Here is a 22642-nt window from a genome sequence, read left to right on the forward strand (position 1 = left end):
GCCCTGCCGGTCCACTCCTCAGCATGGGGCTCAGCGATAGCGAGCCTCCATCCTGGCCAGCTCGCCACTTTGCCGCAATCGCGCCAAGATGCGAGTCAACTCGTCCACCCTGGCGGCGAAGGGGGATGAGTTGGCAATACAGAGGTGGAGCGGCGTCAGCTCCAGTTGCAGGGGGACTTCCGTAATCGTCCCAGCCAATCCCAGCTGAGCCAGCTTGAAGCGCGCCACCAGAGGATCCGTGATCATCAGATCCCCCCGACCGGCCGCCAGCAACTTGAAGACATTGTCCACATTGCTGGTGAGATGGACCTTGAAACCGACCAGGTTCTCCTTGCCCCAGCCATTGCCGATATAGTCGAGAATGGTGAACGCCTTGAGATCGCTCAAGGCGCGGGCCTGGTTGAGACGGGCCAGGGCCGGATGGCCGGTTTGCGTGAACAGGGTCAAGGGGGAGAAGGCCACCGGGGCCTCGACCACCCGGGTATAGACTCGCCGCTCTCTGGTCGGCACGGTGACGAAGCCGTCGGCTTGACCGGCACGAACCAGTTTCTGCGCCCGCAACCAGGGATATCCCTCATGATGCACCTGAACCCCAAGCTCGAGCCCGACCCTGTCCATCACATCCACCATGAGGCCGCGCATCTTGCCCTCCTCGTCACGCCATGAGTAGGGGGCAAAATCATCGAAATAGACCATGTTGAGCGAAGAGACGGCAACCGCCTGGGGAGATGCCGCCAACAGCAGCCCCCATAAACACCAAAACCAGAGACCCGCTTTCATCATGTCAGCCCCGCCGTCATCACCCTGCCCTGAGCCTAGCGCAAGCGCATCGAATGAAAAAATGGGCGAGGCCTCGCCGGCGCAGGCGGGGTGATATCGTCAAGCTGCCACGCTTGCTGGCCTAGGATCCAGCCTTGCAAAACAGGGGGAACATGGCGGGGGTTATGGGGGCTGCGTCCAGTATTCCGGGACCGACGTGCCACCCGGCCTGCCCGCGCCGTCATTGCTACAACCCCTCCCCCGGCCAACATCAACGGCTGCTCCGGCATAAAAAGAGAGGGAAGGCTTGCGCCTCCCCTCTTCGTTATGCCCGTACTCTCTTGTTGTTTGCGGATAGCCTTATCAGGCCAGCTCGGCACGCAGCGCCTTGGTGGCATCGACCATCACCTTGAGGGCGGCCTCGGTCTCTTCCCAGCCACGGGTCTTGAGGCCGCAGTCCGGGTTGACCCACAGCCGCTCGGCCGGGATCTGTTTGGCGGCCTTGCGGATCAGATCCTCAATCCAGCCCTGGCTCGGCACGTTCGGCGAGTGGATGTCATAGACGCCCGGGCCGATTTCGTTGGGGTAGTTGAAGCGCTCGAACGCCCCCAGCAGCTGCATCTGGCTACGGCTGGTCTCGATGGTGATGACGTCCGCATCGAGCGCCGCCACCGCCTCGATAATGAGGTTGAAGTCGCTGTAGCACATGTGGGTGTGGATCTGGGTGCTGTCCACTACCGGGCTCGCGCTCAGGCGGAAGGCGCGCACCGCCCAGTCGAGATAAGCCTGGTGATCCTGCTTGCGCAGGGGCAGCCCCTCGCGGATCGCCGGTTCGTCGATCTGGATGATCTTGATGCCGGCGGCTTCCAAGTCAGCCACCTCGTCGCGAATGGCCAGGCCAATCTGCAGGGCGGACTGTTCGCGGCTCACGTCTTCGCGCGGGAAGGACCAGCAGAGGATGGTCACAGGGCCGGTCAGCATACCCTTGACCGGCTTGTCGGTCAGGCTCTGGGCAAACTGGGTCCACGCCAGGGTCATGGGGGTCGGCCGGTCGATGTCGCGGGTGATCACCGGCGGCTTGACGCAGCGGGAGCCATAGCTCTGTACCCAGCCGAAGCGGGTGATGGCAAAGCCATCCAGCAGCTCACCGAAATACTCCACCATGTCGTTGCGCTCGGCCTCGCCGTGCACCAGCACGTCCAGCCCGATGGCCTCCTGGCGCAGGATAGCATCCTTGATCTGGGCCTGAATGCCCGCCTCGTAGGCACTGTCGTCGATGCGACCGGCCCGCCAATCCTGGCGCAGCACCCGAATTTCCGAGGTCTGCGGGAAGGAGCCGATGGTAGTGGTCGGCAGCAGCGGCAACTTGAGATCCGCGCGCTGTGCCTCGGCCCGCACCGGGTAGGCGCTCTGGCGATCGAAATCGCTGTTGGTGAGGCTGGCGAGCCGTGACTGCACCGCCTTCTTGTGCACCCAGCTGTCAGACTCCCGATCGACGATGGGCTGACTGTAGGCATTGATCTTGTCCAGCTCCCCGCCATTGAGATGGTCAGCCAGCAGCCCCAGCTCGTAGCATTTTTGCAGGGCGAAGGCGAACCAGCTGCGGGTCTGGGCATCCAGCTCCAATTCGAGGGTCAAGTCCACCGGACTGTGCAGCAAGGAGCAGGAGGAGCCCACCCAGAGCCGCTCACCGAGCTTGGCTTTCAGTGCTTTCAGGGTCGGTACCAGCTTGGCCAGGTTGGCACGCCAGACGTTGCGACCGTTGATGACCCCGGCCGAGATGACCCACTGGGCCGGCAGGTGCGGGACTAGCGTCTCGAGCTGCTCGGGCGCCGCCACCAGATCCAGGTGCAGGCCGTCCACCTTCAGGCTGGTAATGATGTCGCGCTGATGAGCCACCGAACCGAAGTAGGTGGTGAGCAGCAGCTTGCAGGGGCCGGCCAGACGTTCATAGGCGTTGAGGTAGGCGAGGCGCCACTCGTCCGGCAGGTCCAGCGCCAGCGCCGGTTCGTCGATCTGCACCCACTCCACCCCCTGGGCGGCCAGTTTCGCCAGGATCTCCTGATAGACGATGAGCAGGCGATCGAGCAGCTCGAGGCGGGAGAAGCCGCTCTCTTTCTCCTTGCCAAGCCAGAGGTAGGAGACGGGGCCCAGCAGCACCGCCTTGACCGGCAGCCCCAGCGCCTTGGCCTCTTCCACTTCGTCAAACAGCTGGCTCCAGCCCAGTTTGAAACGCTGGTCGCGGCTGAACTCGGGCACCAGGTAGTGGTAGTTGGTGTTGAACCACTTGGTCATCTCGGCGGCGGCGGCGGCCGGACCGGTCGGCGCACGGCCACGGGCGACCCGGAACAGGGTATCGAGATCGGTGTCGCCATGGCGGTGACGGGCGGGGATGGCATCCACCAGCAGGCTGGTGCCGAGCACCTGATCGTACCAGGCGAAGTCACCCACCGGCAGCAGGGTCACGCCGGCCTGTTGCTGGGCCTGCCAGTGACGCTCACGCAGGCTCTTGCCGGTGGCGATGAGTTCGGCCTGGCTGGTCTCGCCGCGCCAGTAGGATTCGAGGGCAAATTTCAGCTCGCGCTTGGCGCCGATACGGGGAAAGCCCAGGGTGTGTGCGCAGGTCATAGGTTCCATTCCTTATGCTCATTCATCTGATGGTGAACTGGATGATTTAGCCATCCAGATGTTTACACATCCAAAATGACAAGATAAGGTGGCGTTGGCTATTGAATCCTTTTCAACTGGCTCTCAAGAAATTCTCAAGGCGGGCAACAAACTGCCGCCCAGGCACAACAAGGAGGGATACCATGGCGGTGTCAAGCAACCCGGGGATCGACATCAAGCACCTGAAGACGGTGAGCGCGCTGGCCGAGCAGGGCTCGCTGGCCGGGGCGGCGCTGACCCTCAACCTCACCCAGTCCGCCCTCTCCCACCAGCTAAAAGAGCTGGAGACCCGCCTCAATCTGGAGCTCTATCTGCGCAAGAGCCGGCCGCTGGTGCTGACCGCGGCCGGCAACCAGCTGCTCGCCCTCGCCCGTCAGGTATTGCCCGCCCTGGCCCAGACCGAGAAGCAGCTGCAGGCCCTACAGAGCGGCGATGCGGGCAGGCTGCATCTGGCGCTCGATTGCCACAGCTGCATCCAGTGGCTGCTGCCGCTGTTGCCGGAATTTCGCCGCCAGTGGCCCGGCGTGGATCTGGAGGTGGAGTCGGTGCCGGGCTTTGATGCCATCAGCGCCCTGCTCGGCGGCCAGCTCGACCTGCTGCTCACCTCGGACGTGCAGGCGCGCGGCGATCTCCACTTCGAGCCGCTGTTCGCCTTCGAGCTGGTGCTGGTGATGGCGCCGGACCACCCCCTCTGTGGCCAGCAAACCATCAAGCCTGAGGATCTGCGCCCCGAGGTGCTGCTGGTCTACCCGGTGGAGCGGGCACGGATGGACGTGTTCAGCCGCTTCCTGCAGCCGGCCGGCATCGAGCCCGCCCGCTGCAAGCCAGTGGACAACACCTCAGTGATGCTGCAGATGGCCGCCGCCGGCCTTGGCGTCGCCGCCCTGCCGCGCTGGGCCTGCGAGGAGTTTGTCCGCCAGGGGCTGCTCGAGGCGCGCCCGCTCGCCGAGGGGGTGCGCCGCCACATGTATGGCGCCGTGCGCGCCGCCGACCGGGATCAAGCCTGTCTGCAGAGCCTGTTTGAACGTATTCGCAGCAAGATGGGCGATGTAAAAACGCAGTGACTTGCAAGAGAAGGGCGCTACGCCGACCAGGATCATCTGAACCTGCAAACGGCAGAGCCTGTTCGAGCGCATTCGCAGCAAGATGGGCGACGTAAAGGCGCAGTAAAAAGCCGCCTGAGGGCGGCTTGTCATCACGCAGGGCTTCTTATTCAAGTACCCTCTTCACAGCTCGCCGCCCCCTGCCGCCGCGGGCAGTTGGCACAGAGCTCACCATCGCGGCGCTTGTAGTGCAGGCAGCAGCGCTGGCGCACATAACCGACCAAGCCGGCCGCTGGCGGCCAGGGCGCCGGCTGCCAGCCCGCCAGATGTTCGGTCGGCAGACCGCAGGCGGCAAGCCAGTGCGGCGCATGGGCCGCCACCTCGGCGGGGCTTATCTCGTCAAAGAACGCGGGCACCCGCACCAGCGCCGCCAGCAGATCGTCCGCCAAGAGCGGCCGCACGAAACCCGGCCGCAGTCGCTGCACCTGCCCGAGCGCTGCGAACAGCGCCTGCCAATGGGCCTGCAGCCGCTCACCCGCCGCCTTGATCAGAGCATCCAACTCCCCCTTGATCATGGGTTCAGCCGGCAGGGTAAAGCCCGATACCAGCCCATCCTGATAGCCCTGGCCCAGCCTATCCAGCACCGGCACGGCCCGCAGCCGATAGACGGCCACCATGGCCAGATAGATGGATTGCCAGCAGAGCATGCCCCAGCTGCGGGTGAGCCAGTAGGCGGGACCAGCCTCCGGATGGGCCAGTCGCCAATACTCGTGCAGTGCGGCCGCCACCTCGGCCGGCGTGGCCTGCTTGGTCGTCGTCAACAGCGCCGCAGCCTCGCCGGCAGCCACCAGCCGCCCCTTGAGGGACGGGATAAGTCCGGCGGCGGCCGCAAACAGGGCACCGTGATCCGCCAGTGACTGCAGATCCGGCTCGCGCCGCGTCCCCGGGCTGCGGGCACGACGGCCGGCGCCGCTCATGGGATGAGAGAGTCCCGGGCGCGGCCCGGGACGCAGGGTCAGAATACGTATTTGAGTCGCGCCTCCACGCTGCGCTCTGCGCCGAACCAGCAGTTGTTCTGGTCGTAGCAGGAGTAGTAGGTCTTGTTGAACAGGTTGCTGGCGCTGAGTGACACCTCCACCCCTTGCAGACGCTGGCTGAGCTGGGCCAGATCGTAGGAGGCAGCCATGTCCATCAGCAGGTAATCCGGCACTGTGTCGGTGTTGGCGGCATCAAGCTGGGCCTCTCCCACGTAGCGCAGGCCAGCCCCCAGGCGCGCCCCTTCCAGCGGGCCGGCCGGCAGGTAGTTGCTCCAGAGCGAAGCCATTTGCTTGGGTACCCAGACCGGGGTCTTGCCCTGCAGGCTGGTGGTGTCGTGGGTGATCTCCATATCCTGACGGGTATAGCTCAGCGCCAGATCCCAGCGGCTGGTGAGATCGAGTCTCCCCTCCAGCTCGACCCCCTTGGAGACCATCTCGCCGGTCTGCAGCTTGGGTCCGTAAACGTTGTCCGGATCCGTCACCAGGGCATTTTGCTTGGTGATGTGGAACGCCGAGAGAGTGGCGGTCTTGCTCATGTCCTCGGAGAGGAACTTGAGCCCCCCTTCCCACTGCCGGCCGGTGGCCGGTTTGAACGCCTGGCCCTGCTTGTCTGCCCCCGCCACCGGCTCGAAACTCTCGGCATAACTCACATAGGGCGAGAGGCCGTGATCCAGCTCGTAGAGGGCGCCGAGGCGCAGCGAGAGGTTGTCCTGATCGATCTGGGCCAGGGTGTTGCTCGCCGCCCCCTGATAGAGGGTCCGGCTGTCGGTGTCCATCCGGTAGCGGTCGTAGCGGGCGCCGCCGATGGCCACCAGCCGATCGAGGCGCACCTGATCCTGCAGATAGAGGCCGCTCTGGTACTGGCGGATGGTTCGGTTGTCCTGATAGTTGAAGGCCAGGTCTGCCGGCACTATCTGCTGGTGGTTCGGGTTGAAGATGTCGATGGCGGGGGCAGAGTAGTCGAGGGTATCCCGGTAGAGAATGCGCGCATCCAGATACTGGTAATCGACCCCCAGCAACAGGTTGTGCTGGGCCTTGCCCGTCTGCACCTTGCCCGCCAGCTGGTTGTCGATGACAAAGCCGCGGGACTCTTCATCGGTCAGGTAGGCGTTGCGGGCCAGGGTGCGGTTATCGGCCGCCAAGGCCGCGTTGTAGGTGTTCTGCTGGTTGGCCGAAGCATCCATGTAGCGGGCGTTTTGCAGCAGCTGCCAGTTGGCGTTGAAGTCGTGGCTCAGCTTGTAGCCGAGCAGGGTGACCTCCCGGCTGTAGTGGTTCCAGTTTTCATCGCCAAGGAAGGTGTCGCTGCCAAGCTGGCCCAGCGGATTGGACTTGACCGAGCCGCTGGCCGGCACCGTAGTGTAAATGCCGGCAGCGGGGTCTTTCTGGTAGTAGAGGTTGAGGTTTAGCAGGGTGCGCTCACTCAACTGCCAGTCGAGAGAGGGCGCCAGCACGTAGCGCTCCTCCTCTGAGGTCACCGCCTGGCCCTCTTTCTGGCGGGCTAGCCCCACCAGCCGATAGGCAAACTGATCGTTGAGGACGCCGGTGCTGTCGAGGGTCAGCTCCTTGAGATTACCGGTGCCACTCGCCAGGCTCACGCTGTGGCTGGCCTCCCGCTGGGGGCGCTTGGCGATGAGGTTCACCATGCCGCCGGGGGGCATGCTGCCGTAAAGCACGGAGGTGGGCCCCTTGAACACCTCCAGCTGCTCGATGGCCACCGGATCGATCTGGGGCTGCAGGTTCCAGTCGTTGTACTGCAGCAGCAGGCCGTCGTAGAAGTTCTGGTAGTTGTCAAAGCCGCGGATGTTGAACAGATCCAGCCGGTTGACCGCCCCGCCCCGCAGCTCGGTGTTGACGCCGGGCACGTAGCGCAGCGCCTCGCTCACCGAGCTGACGCCGCGCTGTTCCAGGGTATCACCCTCCACCACCGAAATGGCCTGGGGCGTCTCCAGGGGGTCGAGCCGGGTCTTGGTCGCGGTGTTGCGATAGGTCTCGCCGAGCACGGTCAGGGTCTCGTCGGCCCGGGTCTGTGTCGGGCGCTCGGTGGCGGCTGCCTGCACAGGGCCAGCCAACAGGGCGGAGAGGGTCGCGGCGACCAGGGTCAAAGGGGGGTGAGTGGCGTACATCTGATCCTCGAATGCAATGATTGAATAGTAACAAATCTCATTTGCATTTTATTGGGTCATTTTGCCCTTGAATTAACAATTTGGGGCATGTTGGCGCTGAAGAGGGAGAAACTGTGGTCAGTTTGGCCCCATCCGGCAACCTCAACTGACGGCAGACACGCAGGCGATGTCGAATGGATAGCAAGGCCTGGCGCAGTCAAAAGGGAAAGAGGGATAGCAGCGCGGCATCCGCCGGGCAAGGGAATAGCCGTGTCAGAGAGGGACGACGGGCAGCCAGTACTCCATGCGGGCATCCGGCTGGTTGCCGTCAAAATCGGGGGCGTAACGCTCCAGCTCGAAACCGTCCAGCCCGCGATAGCCGGAGCTCGGCAGCCAGTGCAGGATGAACCAGTTGAGGGTCTGCCCCAGCTGGCTGACGGGGCCCACGTGACTCAGCACCGCGTAGGTCTGGGCCGGCACCGGGAGGCGCGCCAGACCGGCGGACAGGCTGGCCCCCTCCTCCATCACGCAGCCCGCCCAGTAGGGGAGCGACTCGCCGGCGCCAGAGACATCCACCACCCCCACCCGCTCCTGCCCGGGTGGCAAACCGCCCGCCGTGCGCAGGGCATGCCAGATGACGGGCACCGTCTGCTGAAAGTCGGGGGCAGCGGCAAACAGCCCGCGGATCTGCCCCGTCACCCCCTGCAGGATAAAGCCCGGCTGGCTCTCGATCCGCACCTGTACCAGCCTGGCAGGCATGGGCTGCGGCAGCGCGGCCCGCACCAGGGGAGTACGCAGCCCCAGCCGCAGGCCCCGCTTGCGATAGGCCAGCGGCGAGCAACCGAACTGCTGCTTGAAGGCGCGGCTGAAGCTCACCTCGGAGCCAAAACCGTAACAGAGCGCCAGATCCAGCACCCGCTGGCGACCAGACAACAGCGCCTCTGCCGCCTGGCTCAGCTTGAGTTCGCGCACATAGTGGGCCACCGTCAGCCCCGTCTCATGGAGGAACACCCGCTGCAGCTGCCAGCGCGACCAGCAGCTCTGCTCCGCCAGCTCGGCCAGCGCCAGCGGCTGATCCAGGTTGGCGTGGATGTAGTCGAGCACCCGCTCGATGCGGGTCAGCTGGCTGTGCGGCCGGGGTTCGGCCTCTGGGGCGGAAGAGAAGCTGGTCATGGCGAGATCGGATCTGGGCTGTCGGCAAGGCGCTGCGCGCAAGGGCCCCATTAAACATGGCCGTCACCTTGGCGGCAAGGGCTGGCGATATGGTCGCGTCCGCCCTCTTGCCAGGTGGCTCGAGTGCTGGTCCGTCAAGCCAGCTTGGCAGGCTGTCACAAAAGTGACGCGTTTGCCTGTCAGATTGTTTGAAAACAAATATATCAATTACTTCAAAAAGCCCATAAAGTCCTCGTTCGAATCTTTTATGCAGGGAGAGCCTAGATGAAGAAAGTTGCCTTGATCACCGGAGCCCGTGGCGGCATCGGATCCGCCATCACCACCGCCTTGCTGGCCCAGGGGTATCGCATCATCGCCACCCACTCCAGCGCCAACGGCGCGGCGGCGCACGACTGGTATGCAGAGCAGGGTTTTCGGCCGGATCAGGTGCGGCTGCTGGCGCTGGACGTGGCCGACACCGCCATGTGTCGCGAGGCCCTGGGCCGCTTGCTGCAGGATGAAGGGCGGGTGGACGTGCTGGTCAACAATGCCGGCATCACCCGGGACGGGGCCTTCAAGCGGATGACCCCGGAGCAGTGGTTCGAGGTGATCCACACCAACCTGTGCAGCCTCTACAACGTGACCCAGCCGCTGTTCGACGCCATGTGCGAGCAACGCGATGCCCGCATCATCAACATCTCCTCGGTCAATGGCCAGAAGGGGCAGTTCGGCCAGGTCAACTACTCGGCCGCCAAGGCGGGCATGCTGGGCTTCACCAAGGCGCTGGCGGCGGAAGGGGCCCGCTTCGGGGTGACGGTCAACGCCATCGCCCCCGGCTACACCGCCACCCCCATGGTGGAGGCGATCCGCACCGACATCCTCGACAGCATCAAGGCCGACATCCCCATGCGCCGACTGGCCAAGCCGGAGGAGATCGCCGCCGCCGTGGTGTTTCTTGCCAGCGAGGCGGGTGCCTATATCACCGGCGAGACCCTGGCCATTAACGGCGGCCTCTATATGAAGTGAGGCCTGGCCTTATCTAATCGACATAGCACATCGACAGAGGGCAGCCCGCGGGCTGCCCTCTTTTTTGATCCGGCCAACCGGAACGGCCTTCTTCCTTGCCCGGACTACGGACGTGTCGCCGTGGCCCCCACCGGCTCGGCGAAGTGGCTGCGCAGGGCGGCGATCACCCGGCGCACCTTCTCCGGGATCTCCCGCTGCGGGGTGATGGCGTGGATCTCCATGGGTGGCACCCGAAAGCCCGGCAGCAGTTCCAGCAGGCGACCCGAGGCGAGATCTTCTGCGATCTCCCCCTCCGGCTGCAGCGACACCCCCTGCCCCGCCAGGGTGAACTGGCGCAGCGGCAGCACGTTGTTGCACACCACCCGCGGCTTGGGCTTGACCCTGTGCCCCTGCCCCTTTTCATCGAAGAAGGTCAGGCCGCCGCTCAGCATGTCGGCGGCCAGCCAGTCGTGTTCCAGCAGCGCCTCCGGGCTGCGCGGAGTCCCCTTGCGCGCCAGATAGGCGGGCGAGGCGCACAGCAGCATCCGGGTCTGGCCCAGCTTGCGCGCCACCAAGGTGGAGTCCGAGAGCGTGCCGACCCGCAGCGCCACGTCGATGCGCTCGGCAATGAGATCCCGCTTCTCGTCGTCGGCGATGATCTGGATGCACAGGCCGGGGTGGGCCTGCAGCAGCGGCGACAGTGCCCGTGCCAGCGGCTGGCCGGCCATCCCCACCGGGGCGGTGATCCGCACCTCCCCCAGCAGGCTGTCGCGTACCTCCGAGAGGCGCAGCTCGGTCTGGTTGAGGGTCTGCTGCAGGGACTGGCACCCCTGCCACACCACCTCCCCCGCCTCGGTCAGGTTGAGGCGGCGGGTGGAGCGGTGCAGCAGGGTGAGCCCGAGCAGGCTCTCCAGCTGGCTGATATGCTGACTGACGGCGGAGGGTGTCATGCCGAGGGCCTTGGCGGCGCCGGTCATGCTGCCCGCCTCGACCACGGCGGCGAAAATGGCGTAACGCTTGAGCTGTTCCATTATTAAATCCAGCTTATAAGTGAATGCAATTTACAACGGATTATTAAATCACATTCGGGGGCGTAGGATAGCCCCATTCCAACAGTGAAGGAGAATCTCCCATGAAAATTGCCCTGATCGGTGCCAGCGGTTTTGTCGGTACAGCCATCCTCAATGAAGCCGTCAGCCGCGGCCATCACGTCACCGCCATCGTGCGTGACGTGAGCAAGGTCGCCGCTCACCCGCAGGTCACCGCCGTGGCGGTGGATGCCCAGGACAGCCAGGCACTGGCCAAGGTGCTCAAGGGGCACGATCGGGTGATCAGCGCCTACAACCCGGGCTGGACCACCCCGGACATCTACGACCAGTACCTCAAGGGGGCCAGCGCCATCGTGGCCGCCGCCGTCGCGGCCAACAGCTGGCTGCTGGTGGTCGGCGGTGCCGGCAGTCTGGAAATCGCCCCCGGCGTGCAACTGGTGGATACCCCGGAATTCCCGGCCGAGTGGAAACAGGGGGCCCTGGCCGCCCGCGACGGCCTCACCGCCCTGCGCCGTGAAACTGCCCTCGACTGGCGTTTCGTCTCCCCGCCCGTGTTCCTGGAACCCGGCGAGAAGCGCGGCGGCTACCGGCTCGGTGCCGATCAGGTGCTGTTCAGCGGTGAACAACCGGCCGGGATCACGGTCGGCGATCTGGCCGATGGCGTGCTCAACGAAGCGGAAAAACCGGCCCACCTGCGCCAGCGCTTCACCCTGGGTTACTGAACCTGAGCCAGGCATCACACAGGGCCGCAGCGCCCGTTACACAAAGGGAGGCATCAGCCTCCCTTTTTACATCTCTGCGTTTTGCACATCTCTGCACAACCAGCGATCCTTGCCTCTTTTTGGCTCAAGTCGCGCTCCCATGGCGCTCAAGCCGGCACATGCCGAGTCAGGCCAACATGGGTGCCAAGTGCGCCGGTATATTGCCATTATCGCCGCTCAATCCGCAGCCACCCGGATGGGTGGCGAATTCTATTTCGATTTTTGTATATAACTAAGAATAATTTGTTGTTTCCGTCTTATAACTCCGAACAGTAGCATCTCCCTCAATCCAAATGGCGCCATCCCTGACAACAGGGACGCGGCCGGTTTATCGGTCAGGGCGTCGTCATTTTCATGTCAGGTGTGCGGGTAGCCTCCCGCCCCTGGCCAGTGAGGAGGTGCACATGGAACATTCACCACTGCCGATCATCGATCTCGCCACCCTCGATGGCGCCCCAGAGACCCGTCGCCAGATGCTGGCCACCCTTGGCCGGGCGGCCCGCGAGGTGGGCTTTTTCTATCTGGTCGGCCATGGCCTGAGCGAGCAAGAGCAGCAGGAAACCCTGGCGCTGGCGGCCCGCTTCTTCGCCCTGCCGCAGCAGGAGAAGCTGGCGGTGCAGATGGTGCACTCCCCCCACTTTCGCGGCTACAACCAGGTGGGGGCCGAGCTCACCCGGGCGCGGCCGGATCTGCGCGAGCAGTTCGATATAATGAACGAGGCGCAGGCCCTGCCTTCAGCGCAGATCCGTGAACCCTGGCAGCGGCTGATCGGCCCCAATCAGTGGCCTGCCGCCCTGCCCGACATGCAGGCGCAGCTGCTGGCGTGGCAGGAGAAGTTGAGCGCCATCAGCCTCACCCTGCTGGCCGCCTTCGCCGAGGTGCTGGAACAACCGGCCGGGGTGTTTGACGAGAGCATTCGCGGTGCCCCCTATCAGCACATGAAGCTCATTCACTACCCGGGGCAAGCCGAGGGGGGCAGCGGTCAGGGGGTGGGTGCCCACAAGGATCCCGGCTACCTGACCCTGGTGATGCAGGATCATCACTCCGGGCTCGAGGTGGAGACAGCGAATGGCTGGATCTCGGCGCCGCCCCTGCAGGGCGCCCTGGTGGTCAACATCGGCGAGCTGCTGGAGCTCGCCTCCAACGGCTACCTCAAGGCCACTCTGCACCGAGTGGCAAGCCCGCCGCCCGGCGTCTCGCGCCTCTCCTGCGCCTTCTTCATGGCGGCGCGGCTGGATGCCACCGTGCCGCTGCTCAGCCTCTCCCCCACGCTGGCAGCCCAGGCGCTGGGGCCCGAGAGCGACCCGACCAACCCGCTCTTTTATCAGGTGGGGGAGAACGTACTCAAAGGGAGGCTGCGCTCCCACCCGGATGTGGCGGTCCGCCACTATGGCGTCGCCCCGCCGTCGGCCAACCCGCAGATGACAAACGGGCAAACTACAAAGCGCGAACGGCGCGAGCCACAACTCGCCTGACGCTGCCATACCTAATAGACGGGGGGCGCCGCGGCGCGCCCTTCAAACGACACAAGCAGTTGGGCCACAGCCTGGCAATGACGGAGCAATACAATGAAATTCAAAACCATGAGCGTGCACAGCGGCCAGCGGATCGATCCCCAGACCGGCGCCCTCACCACCCCGCTCTACCAGAGCAGCACCTTCAGCTACTTCAACGCCCAGGCGGGCAAGGAGCGCTTCGCAGGTCAAGCCCCCGGCTTTATCTACAGCCGCTTTGGCAACCCCACCACCGCCGAACTGGAGCAGAAGCTGGCAGCGCTGGAAGGGGCCGACGAAGCGCTGGTGGTGGCGAGCGGCATGGCGGCGGTGAGCGCCATCATGTATGCCCTGGCCGACAGCGGCGATGAAGTGGCCTATATAGGCCCGCTCTACGGCGGCACCGATGCGTTCCTCAAGCAGACCTTCAGCCGCGCCGGTATCAAGGTCACCGCCTACGAGAGCGATCAGGATCTGCTGGCCAACATCCGCCCCGCCACCAAGGTGGTACTGTTCGAAACCCTGACCAACCCCACCCTCAAGGTGGTGGATCCGCGGGTGGTGGTGGAAGCGGCTCGCAAGGTGGGCGCCATTACTGTGTGTGACAACACCTTCCTCACCCCCTATCTGCTGCGCCCGCTCGAGCTTGGCATCGACATCGTCATGCACAGCGGCACCAAGTACCTGGGCGGCCACGGCGACATCATCGCCGGAGTGGTGGCGGGCTCTCACGCACTGATGAAGTCGATCCGCACCGTGGCCCTCAAGCACATCGGTTCCCCCATCGGCCCGCAGGAGGCCTACCTGCTGCAGCGCGGGGTCAAGACCCTGCCCTTGCGCATGGATGCCCACCTGCACAACGCCCAGAAGGTGGCCGACTTCCTGGCCGCCCACCCGGCGGTGAAGAAGGTGATCTACCCGGGGCTTGCCAACCATCCGGGCCACGATGCCCTCGGCGCCTTCGCCAGCGGTTTTGGCGGCATGGTGAGCATCGAACTGGAAGGCGGCTTTGCCCGTTGCGCCACCCTGCTCGACAACCTGCAGCTGTTCGTGCAGGCGGTGAGCCTGGGGGATCTGGAGAGCCTGGCCTGCCATCCGGCCAGCACCACCCACGCCGCCATGGATGAGGCGAGCCGCCTCGCCGCCGGGGTCAATGACGACCTCATCCGCTTCAGTATCGGGGTGGAAGACGCCGACGATCTGATTGCCGATCTGGCCGCCGCCCTAGCCCTGATCTGACTGTCAGCCGCTTTTGAACGCAAAACAGCCCGCCCCCTGCCAGGGGGCGGGCTGTTTTGCTTGCGACTGTCGCCCAATAGGGGCAACCCGCTAGGGAGAGAGGCGCTGCACCGGCCAGCCCAGTGCGGCCAGCTCAGGGGCCAGCGTCTTGGCATCCCCCACAACCAGGATCACCATGTCGTCGGGATCGAGCCAGCGGCGGGCCAGGTCGCGCAGGGTAAAGGGGGAAAGCTGGCTCACCTGCTTCACCTGCTGCTCCACATAATCCTGCGGCCACCCTTTGAGCAGGATGGGTTGCATGTAGGCCACCTCCTGCGGCAGCGTCTCGTAGTCGAGCGCCTGGCCATTAAGCACCCGATCCCGCAGGGTACGCACCTCCAACCGGGTCGGCCCCAGCCGCTGATACTTGTCGAGCTCCTGCAGGATCTGCCGCAGCGCCGCCCCGGTCACTGCGCTGCGTACGCTGCTTTGCAGCAGGAAATAACCCGCATCGACGTTGCCCTCGAAGGTGGCGCCGATAAAGTAGGTGTAACCCAGCTCCTCACGCAGCCGGATGTTCAACCGCTCGGCGAGGGAGACATTCATCAGCCGGGTCAGGTACTGCTCGCCGAAGGCATCCTCTGCCATGGCGCGCCGCCCCACCCGGATCTGGCTGAGCGCAGCCCCGGGATTGTCCAGCAGATAGATGGCCCGTTTGGCCTGCTGCCCACGCCACTCCAGAGAGCGCAGGGCCGCCGGCTGACCCGCTGGCTCGACCAGAAAGCCGAGGGCTTTCATCACCCGCTCCTGGGCCAGATCCCCGCTCACCACCACTTGGGCTTCCCCGCTGCGATGGACCGACTGATAAAAATGGCGCACATCGTCCAGGGTCAGCGCCCGCAGGCTGGCCACGGGATCCAGCGGCTTGCTCCCCTTGAGCAGGGCACCGAACTGCCAGTCCGCCTGCCACTGGGGATCGCGAGCCAGCTGTTGCAGCCACTGGCTGTAGTCAAACTGGCTGCGCTCGAAATCGGCGCTGCGCATGGCGGGCTGCAGCACCAATTCCCGTACCAGCGCCAGCACCTCCTCGAAATGGGAGGTGAGCCCCTGGACCTCGATGGAGCTGCGCTCCTCACCATGTTCGAATCTGATGCTGGCTCCCAGCTGGCGCGCCCGCTCCTCGATGCTCGCCTCCTGCAGCTGTTCGCTGCCAAGGGAGAGCATGGCGTCTGTCAGGGTGGCGATCCCGCCCTTGCCCTCGGGCTCGGCCCGCTCACCGCCCGGCCAGTTGATGCTCATGGCAAAGGCCGGCACTTCGTCGCTGTAGTGGCCCAGCAGAGAGACCCGCTCACCCAGCTTGGCATGCCACAGGGTCGGCATGGGCACCGGCAAGGCCCCGCCACTGGCCGGCTCCTGGCGTCGATCCAGGGTCTCCTTGATCTGCCTGGGAGCCAGCGTCTGCAGCGGCCGGGCCAGCGGCAAGGGGGGCGGCTCGACGAAGTTGGGGTTGCCCGCCTGCCACTCGGGATGCTCGGCCGGCACCACGCTCAGCACCACCCTGGGCTTGTTCAGCACATAGCGTGTCAATGCCCGCTGCAGATCGGCCGGCGTCACCCGGGCAAGGCGCTTGAGGTTGCGGTACTGGAGGTTGGGATCCTGAAACAGGGTATAACCTGTGCCCAGCTGCTCCACCTTGCCGGCCACGCTGTCCAGCGGCCAAATCCGTTTGGCGCGCAGGGCATTGACCGAGTGGGCCAGCTGCTCGCGGGTGACCCCGTCGCTGGCGAGCTGGCCGATGACCCGATCGATCTCCGCCTTGATGGGGCCAAGCTCGGCCCCCCTGGCCAGATTGGGAATGGCATGGATCATCAACTTGCATGCCAGCACATTGCATTCATGGCTGGCAGAGACGGAGACCAGCCTGCCGCTTTGCTGCAGCTCTCGCTGCAGCAGGCCACTGGCCGAGCCCCCCAGCTGATCCGCCAGCAGATCGAGGGCCTCGACCCCGGGATCACTGGCAGAGACGGTCGGATAGGCCAGCACCAGCAGGGGTTCGGCCACCCGATCGGTCAGGGTGCGATAGCGGCTCTTCTTCAGCGTCACCGGCCGCACCAGCGGCCGAGTCTGGGCCGGGGTGGCAGGCAAGGCCCCAAAATAGCGCTCGACCCAGGCCAGGGTCTGGGCCGGTTGAATGTCACCGCCGATCACCAGGGTGGCGTTGTTGGGCCCATACCAACGCAGGAAGAATTGGCGCACGTCCTCCAGGGTGAGGCGATCCAGATCCGCAACCCGGCCAAACGGCGTGTTGAAGTAGGGGTGATTGGGCGGGTAAAGCGTGCGATTCAGCGCCTCATAGAAGCGCCCATAGGGTTGATCTTCGACCAGGTTGGCGCGCTCGTTCTTGATGATGTCGCGCTGCACGTCCAGCTTCTGCTGATAGAGGGTATCGAGCAGAAACCCCATGCGATCCGCCTCCAGCCAGAGCACCTTCTCCAGCTGATTGGCCGGCAGCGTCTGGAAATAGCGGGTCTGATCCTCCTGGGTCCAGCCGTTCACATCCTTTGATCCCATCTGTTGCAGCAGGCGGTTATGGCCCTCCTCCCCCACGTGGGCCGAGCCCTGAAACATCATGTGCTCGAACAGGTGGGCCAGCCCGGACTGGCCCGGCGCCTCTTCTTCCAGCCCCACCCGGTAGTGGACCGCCACGTGCACCAGGGGATCGGAGTGATCCTGGGTCAGGATCACCGTCAGGCCATTGTCGAGCCGATATTGCTGATAGGGCACGATCAGCGGATCGGCCACTTTTTTCTGCTCCTTGACCAGCACGGGGCCGGCCAAGGCCAAGACACTGAAGAAATAGAGCAAACTCCACACGACTCTCATGTAATTTCCCAATTCTCGAACCTGAACATTATTATGGGTCACCGCTGCTGCCCTTCATTGGTCTCGCAGCAAGGGGAAAACGGCGACGGCACGCCATGGGCGTAACGCGCACTATTGAGCATATAAATATTATTTTCGCCCCCCACGGGGCTGCCGCGAGCCGGCCGCCACGCCGCGTCGGATCACCTGCTGCCACGGCCTCGTGGTATCGGCCTGGCCAGGCGGTCAGTGTAATCAATCGGGCTCGCACTGGATATCTTGAATGGATATTCATTTGTAACAAGGCATATATCCCGCCCATTCCGCGAGCCCACCGCCCCCTATTTTGTGGTACAGATGGAATAGAACGAGTCGGCTACCAGGGCGGCTGCGGGAATATATTTCCGGCACTGACTGCTCGGTCAGGAAATAATCGATGCGCCACAGTTAATATCTATTTAGTTAATAACAGTGCCACTGCATTGCAAAACCAAGACCCCATGCCTTGCAGCGTCAATGGCATCGAGCCTGCCCTGTTCCTGCCAAAAAAACAGGGGGCCTGAGCCCCCTGTCGTCGTTCCCGATTGCCATCACCCGCGGTCCAGCAGGATGTTGAGCATGCGGCGCAGCGGCTCGGCGGCGCCCCACAGCAGCTGGTCGCCCACGGTGAAGGCGGCCAGGTACTCCGGCCCCATGTTTAGCTTGCGCAGACGACCGACCGGGATGCTGAGGGTGCCGGTGACGGCGGCCGGGGTCAGCTCACGGGCGGTGATGTCGCGATCGTTGGGGATCACCTTGACCCAGTCGTTGTGGGCGGCCAGCAGGGCTTCGATCTCGGCCAGCGGCACGTCTTTTTTCAGCTTGATGGTGAAGGCCTGGCTGTGGCAGCGCAGGGCGCCGATGCGCACGCACAGACCATCCACCGGAATGGCGGCGTTTTCGATGCCCAGGATCTTGTTGGTCTCTGCCTGGCCCTTCCACTCTTCACGGCTCTGGCCGTTGTCGAGCTTGGTGTCGATCCAGGGGATGAGGCCACCGGCCAGCGGCACACCGAAGTTGTCCACCGGCAGGGTGCCGGAGCGGGTCTTCTCGGTGATCTTGCGCTCGATGTCGAGGATGGCGGAGGCGGGATCCGCCAGCTCCACCGCCACTTCATCACGCAGCAGCCCCATCTGGGTGACCAGCTCGCGCATGTGGCGCGCACCGCCGCCGGAGGCGGCTTGATAGGTGGCCACGCTCACCCACTCCACCAGATCGGCCTTGAACAGGCCACCCAGGGCCAGCAGCATCAGGCTGACGGTGCAGTTGCCGCCGACGAAGGTCTTGATGCCGTCGTTCAGGGCATGCTCGATGACGTCGCCGTTGACCGGATCCAGGATGATGACCGCGTCCTTCTCCATGCGCAGGGAGGAGGCGGCATCAATCCAGTAACCCTGCCAGCCGGCGGCTTTCAGGCGCGGATAGACATCCTTGGTGTAGTCGCCGCCCTGGGCGGTGATGATGACGTCCTGTGCGGCCAGCGCCTCGATGTCGAAGGCATCCTGCAGGGTGCCGGCATCGACGCCGAAATTGGGGGCGGCCTCACCGGCCTGGGAGGTGGTGAAGAAGGTGGGCTGAATGCGGGCAAAATCCTTCTCTTCCTGCATCCGGCTCATCAACACCGAACCCACCATGCCACGCCAACCGACCAAACCTACTTTTTTCATAATGTCCTACCCTGGATAGCTGCTTATAGAAACCGAGTGTGATACCCGTGATCCCTTGTCCGGCGCGGGCCGTTTACAAGCGGTTCACAAAATATGGGTTGCGAAAAATGCGTCTGTCCACATTACGGATTGTGACGGCGGGCGCAAGTCGAATTGCGCAATATTCTGTGCCGTTCGCTGCAATATCCGTCAGCCTGGCCGGCCTGCGGGCAGCCGGTTGGCATCCCGTCACGACTTGGGGCATCATTGAGACCGACCGGCAGCCCCGCTGCCCCTCGGGGACGACCCCGAGGCCTCCTGATGCGCAGGGACGACCCTGCTTCCTGCGGAATCTGCCTTATGTCCTGGTTGCTCCTGCTGCTGGCCGGTCTGTTCGAGGTCGCCTGGGCCATCGGCCTCAAATACACCAACGGTTTCAGCCGTCCCCTGCCCACCCTGCTGACTCTCTCTGCCATGGGGGTGAGCGTGCTGCTGCTCGCCATGGCGGTCAAACAGCTGCCCCTTGGCACCGCCTACGCGGTCTGGACCGGCATCGGCGCGGTCGGTACCGTGCTGATGGGGATCTGGCTGTTCAACGAACCGGCCACCCTCGCCCGGGTGCTCTGCCTGCTGCTGATCATCGGCGGGATCCTGGGTCTGAAATTCATCGGCTGAGCCGTGACCCTGGGCGGTTGAAAGGAGAGCAAAACGGGGCATGGGCCCCGTTTTTTGCCTGCCAAACGCGCCGACCCCTGCTATTATCTGCGGCCAAACATGAGCCAATAAAAATCAGGATATCGTGATGACCGACCACACTTTTATTCCCGGCAAGGACGCGGCGCTGGAAGACTCCATCGAACGCTTCCAGACCAAGCTGCAAGCCCTGGGGTTTGATATCGAAGAGGCCTCCTGGCTCAACCCCGTGCCCAACGTCTGGTCCGTGCACATCCGGGACAAGGAGTGCTCCCTCTGTTTCACCAACGGCAAGGGTGCCAGCAAGAAGGCGGCGCTCGCCTCCGCCCTCGGCGAATATTTCGAGCGTCTCTCCACCAACTACTTCTTCGCCGACTTCTATCTGGGTGAGCAGGTTGCCAATGGCGACTTCGTGCACTACCCGAACGAGAAGTGGTTCCCCATCGAAGGGGATCAGCTGCCCGCCGGTCTGCTCGACAGCTTCACCCGCAAGTTCTACAACCCGGACGGTGAAGTGACCGCCGACATGCTGGTGGATCTGCAATCCGGCAACGAGGAGCGCGGCATCGTCGCCCTGCCCTTCGAGCGCCAGTCCGATCACCAGACCGTCTACATCCCGATGAACATCATCGGCAACCTCTACGTCTCCAACGGCATGAGCGCCGGCAACACCAAGACCGAGGCCCGCACCCAGGGCTTGTCCGAGGTGTTCGAGCGCCACGTCAAAAACAAGATCATCGCAGAAGCGCTGAGCCTGCCGGAGATCCCGGCCGAGGTCATTGCCCGTTACCCCGGCATCAAGGCCTCCATCGAGGCGCTGGAAGCCGAAGGCTTCCCCATCTACAGCTTCGATGCCTCCTTGGGTGGCCGCTACCCGGTCATCTGCGTGGTGCTGCTCAACCCGAGCAACGGCACCTGCTTTGCCTCCTTCGGCGCCCACCCGCGCTTCGAAGTGGCCTTCGAGCGTACCGTCACCGAGCTGCTGCAAGGCCGCAGCCTCAAGGATCTGGATGTGTTCGTACCGCCCTCGTTTGACAACGAACAGGTGGCGGATCACCACAACCTGGAGACCCACTTCATCGACTCCTCAGGCCTCATCAGCTGGGACCTGTTCAAGCAGGATGCGGACTTCGAGTTTGCCGACTGGGACTTCCGCGGCACCTCGCAGGAGGAGTTCGACCACCTGATCGGCATCTTCCACGAGCTGGAACAGCCGGTCTACATCGCCGACTACGAGCACCTGGGCGTCTACGCCTGCCGCATCCTGGTGCCCGGCATGTCCGACATCTATCCGGCCGAAGATCTGCTGCTGGCCAACAACACCATGGGTGCCCACCTGCGGGAGACCATACTGGCGCTGCCGGCGCTGGAGTGGGACGCGGAGCAGTACATGGCGCTGTTCGACCAGCTGGATGAAGAGGGTCACGACGAGCGCACCCGGGTGCGCGAGCTGCTCGGCATCGCCGCCGCCAAGGGCTCCGCCCTGCACACCCTGCGGGTAGGCGAGCTCAAAGCCATGCTGGCGCTGGCCGCCGGCGAACTCGACACGGCGCTCGATCTCATCGACTGGACCATGGAGTTCAACCAGTCGGTGTTCCCGGCCGATCGCGCCAACTACTATCGTGCCCTGCGCGCCTGCGTCGAGCTGTTCCTGGACGAGGATCGTGACCCCGAGCAATACCGCGCCGTGTTTGCCCGCATGTATGGCGAGCAGACGCTGGCGCAGGCTTGGGCCCACGCCAGCGGTGAAGCGCGCTTCCACGGACTGGCTGCCGCCGATCTCTCCCTCAGCCAGTTCCCGCTGCACCAGAAACTGCTGGCTGCCTACGAGAAGCTGCAGAAGGCCAAACGAGCCCATTCATGGGGTTGATGTGGTAACATTCCGAAGGGGCCCTGATGGCCCCTTCTCTTTTATGGTCAGCCAAGTGGCCATTTGTTATTCAAAGATGAAATAAAAAACAAAAAATACCTCTTAGGGGGTTGCCAACAAGGAGTAGCGAGTGCTGGGGAGACGCAAAGATGCCTTGCCGGCACACTTTTTCAGGGATGAAAAATAAATTGTTTAAAATCATGACATTAAAAAAACCACGTTTCTGTTTCAGCTGAAACCTGGTGTAAAGAATCGCTGCCGGGGGACTCAAATATTTGTAGTAAAATTACATTCACAATCTGCAATTCTTGATCGGAGTCAATTTTGACGATCTGGCCCTTTGTTATGATTTCCACAGGCAAAACATCAGGTACATGAGAATTGAAAGCAGAATCTCCCTTTGATTGTCTCAAGCCAGAAGCCATCGCTGCACTGGCAGAAGATATAACCTATGCCAAGGCCACCAAGCCCGCATACAAGGTCATCCCCCTGGCCATCACAGCTGGCGCCTTCATCGCCATCGCTTTCGTCTTCTACATCACAGTCACCACGGGTGCCGGCAATGTGGCCTGGGGCCTCAGCAAGCTGGTCGGCGGTCTCTGTTTCGCTCTTGGCCTGATCCTCTGCGTGCTGCTCGGCGCCGAGCTGTTCACCTCCACCACCCTCACCCTGGTGGCCAAGGCGGCAAATCGCATCACCTGGGCCCAGCTGTTCAAGAACTGGGGACTGGTCTACTTCGGCAACCTCATCGGCGGTCTCATCATTGTCGGCCTCATCATCATGTCGGCCGAATACATGGCGGCAGATGGTCAGTGGGGCCTCAACGCCCTCAAGGTGGCCCAGCACAAGATCCACCACACCTTCTTCGAAGCCGTGGCGCTTGGCATCCTCTGCAACCTCATGGTGTGTCTCGCCGTGTGGATGGCGTTCGGCGCCCGCAGTGCCACCGACAAGGTGATGGTCATGCTGCTCCCCGTCGCCATGTTCGTGGCCTCCGGTTTTGAGCACAGCATCGCAAACATGTTTATGATCCCGGTCGGCATCGCCATTCACAGCGTCGCAGGCCCGGAATTCTGGCAGGCCATCGGCCAGGATCCGGCGACCTTTGCCGACCTGACCGTATCCAACTTCGTCCTGCACAACCTCATTCCTGTCACCATAGGTAATATCATTGGTGGTGGCGTCATGGTTGGGCTGACTTACTGGTTTATCTTCCGTCGCCATCATTAAGGATGGCGGCAGACAC

The 22642-nt window shown here is 63.7% G+C and carries 16 protein-coding genes; 8 read left to right on the forward strand and 8 right to left on the reverse strand.

Going from position 1 to position 22642, the window contains the following annotated elements:
- Positions 1–30 precede the first annotated feature (30 nt).
- Together G5134_RS10975 and metE are read right to left on the reverse strand one after the other, a co-directional pair.
- Positions 31–696, reverse strand: coding sequence for a substrate-binding periplasmic protein (locus G5134_RS10975; RefSeq protein ID WP_126881980.1), 666 nt, complete (start codon positions 694–696; stop codon positions 31–33).
- A gap of 426 nt (positions 697–1122) precedes the next feature.
- Positions 1123–3387, reverse strand: coding sequence for a 5-methyltetrahydropteroyltriglutamate--homocysteine S-methyltransferase (metE, locus tag G5134_RS10980; protein ID WP_421232007.1), 2265 nt, complete (start codon positions 3385–3387; stop codon positions 1123–1125).
- A 182-nt stretch (positions 3388–3569) separates the two neighbouring features.
- Between metE and G5134_RS10985 the strand changes: the two genes are divergently transcribed.
- Complete coding sequence (locus tag G5134_RS10985; protein ID WP_065017733.1) at positions 3570–4490, forward strand: LysR substrate-binding domain-containing protein; 921 nt, start codon at positions 3570–3572, stop codon at positions 4488–4490.
- Positions 4491–4639: 149 nt separating this feature from the next.
- Here G5134_RS10985 and G5134_RS10990 read toward each other — a convergent pair whose 3' ends face one another.
- From G5134_RS10990 to G5134_RS11000, 3 genes are all read right to left on the reverse strand, one after another.
- Positions 4640–5446, reverse strand: a complete 807-nt coding sequence (locus G5134_RS10990; RefSeq protein WP_065017734.1) for a siderophore ferric iron reductase — start codon at positions 5444–5446, stop codon at positions 4640–4642.
- Between the two features lie 38 nt (positions 5447–5484).
- Positions 5485–7629, reverse strand: a complete 2145-nt coding sequence (locus tag G5134_RS10995) for a TonB-dependent siderophore receptor (RefSeq protein ID WP_126881971.1) — start codon at positions 7627–7629, stop codon at positions 5485–5487.
- A 252-nt stretch (positions 7630–7881) separates the two neighbouring features.
- The gene (locus G5134_RS11000; protein ID WP_338713966.1) at positions 7882–8781 is read right to left on the reverse strand and encodes an AraC family transcriptional regulator; all 900 of its coding nucleotides are present in this window, start codon (positions 8779–8781) and stop codon (positions 7882–7884) included.
- 264 nt (positions 8782–9045) lie between these two features.
- On the opposite strand from G5134_RS11000, the gene G5134_RS11005 reads away from it, so the two are divergent.
- Positions 9046–9786, forward strand: coding sequence for an SDR family oxidoreductase (locus G5134_RS11005; protein WP_010634159.1), 741 nt, complete (start codon positions 9046–9048; stop codon positions 9784–9786).
- Positions 9787–9890: 104 nt separating this feature from the next.
- Here G5134_RS11005 and G5134_RS11010 read toward each other — a convergent pair whose 3' ends face one another.
- Complete coding sequence (locus G5134_RS11010) at positions 9891–10796, reverse strand: LysR family transcriptional regulator (protein ID WP_214453861.1); 906 nt, start codon at positions 10794–10796, stop codon at positions 9891–9893.
- Between the two features lie 101 nt (positions 10797–10897).
- Here G5134_RS11010 and G5134_RS11015 point away from each other — a divergent pair, with 101 nt between their 5' ends.
- The 3 genes from G5134_RS11015 to G5134_RS11025 all read left to right on the forward strand — a co-directional run bounded on the left by G5134_RS11015 (position 10898) and on the right by G5134_RS11025 (position 14307).
- Entirely contained in the window at positions 10898–11536 is a 639-nt protein-coding gene (locus tag G5134_RS11015; protein ID WP_065017736.1) for an NAD(P)-dependent oxidoreductase, read from the forward strand.
- A 443-nt stretch (positions 11537–11979) separates the two neighbouring features.
- Entirely contained in the window at positions 11980–13050 is a 1071-nt protein-coding gene (locus G5134_RS11020) for an isopenicillin N synthase family dioxygenase (RefSeq protein WP_065017737.1), read from the forward strand.
- A gap of 93 nt (positions 13051–13143) precedes the next feature.
- A complete protein-coding gene (locus G5134_RS11025) occupies positions 13144–14307 on the forward strand; it encodes a trans-sulfuration enzyme family protein (RefSeq protein ID WP_029303189.1) in 1164 nt (387 codons plus the stop codon).
- 90 nt (positions 14308–14397) lie between these two features.
- Here the strand turns inward: G5134_RS11025 and G5134_RS11030 are convergent, their stop codons facing one another.
- Together G5134_RS11030 and asd are read right to left on the reverse strand one after the other, a co-directional pair.
- Complete coding sequence (locus tag G5134_RS11030) at positions 14398–17169, reverse strand: M16 family metallopeptidase (RefSeq protein ID WP_421232008.1); 2772 nt, start codon at positions 17167–17169, stop codon at positions 14398–14400.
- A 569-nt stretch (positions 17170–17738) separates the two neighbouring features.
- Complete coding sequence (gene asd / locus G5134_RS11035; protein ID WP_005300252.1) at positions 17739–18854, reverse strand: aspartate-semialdehyde dehydrogenase; 1116 nt, start codon at positions 18852–18854, stop codon at positions 17739–17741.
- Positions 18855–19193: 339 nt separating this feature from the next.
- Between asd and sugE the strand changes: the two genes are divergently transcribed.
- From sugE to focA, 3 genes are all read left to right on the forward strand, one after another.
- The gene (gene sugE, locus G5134_RS11040) at positions 19194–19508 is read left to right on the forward strand and encodes a quaternary ammonium compound efflux SMR transporter SugE (RefSeq protein ID WP_065017739.1); all 315 of its coding nucleotides are present in this window, start codon (positions 19194–19196) and stop codon (positions 19506–19508) included.
- Positions 19509–19635: 127 nt separating this feature from the next.
- Complete coding sequence (ycaO, locus tag G5134_RS11045; protein WP_017765471.1) at positions 19636–21396, forward strand: 30S ribosomal protein S12 methylthiotransferase accessory factor YcaO; 1761 nt, start codon at positions 19636–19638, stop codon at positions 21394–21396.
- Between the two features lie 381 nt (positions 21397–21777).
- Complete coding sequence (gene focA / locus G5134_RS11050; protein WP_005300246.1) at positions 21778–22626, forward strand: formate transporter FocA; 849 nt, start codon at positions 21778–21780, stop codon at positions 22624–22626.
- The last annotated feature ends 16 nt before the right edge of the window (positions 22627–22642 follow it).

Origin of the sequence: Aeromonas sp. 600276 (genome assembly GCF_049175815.1) — a bacterium.
Taxonomy (GTDB): domain Bacteria; phylum Pseudomonadota; class Gammaproteobacteria; order Enterobacterales; family Aeromonadaceae; genus Aeromonas; species Aeromonas dhakensis.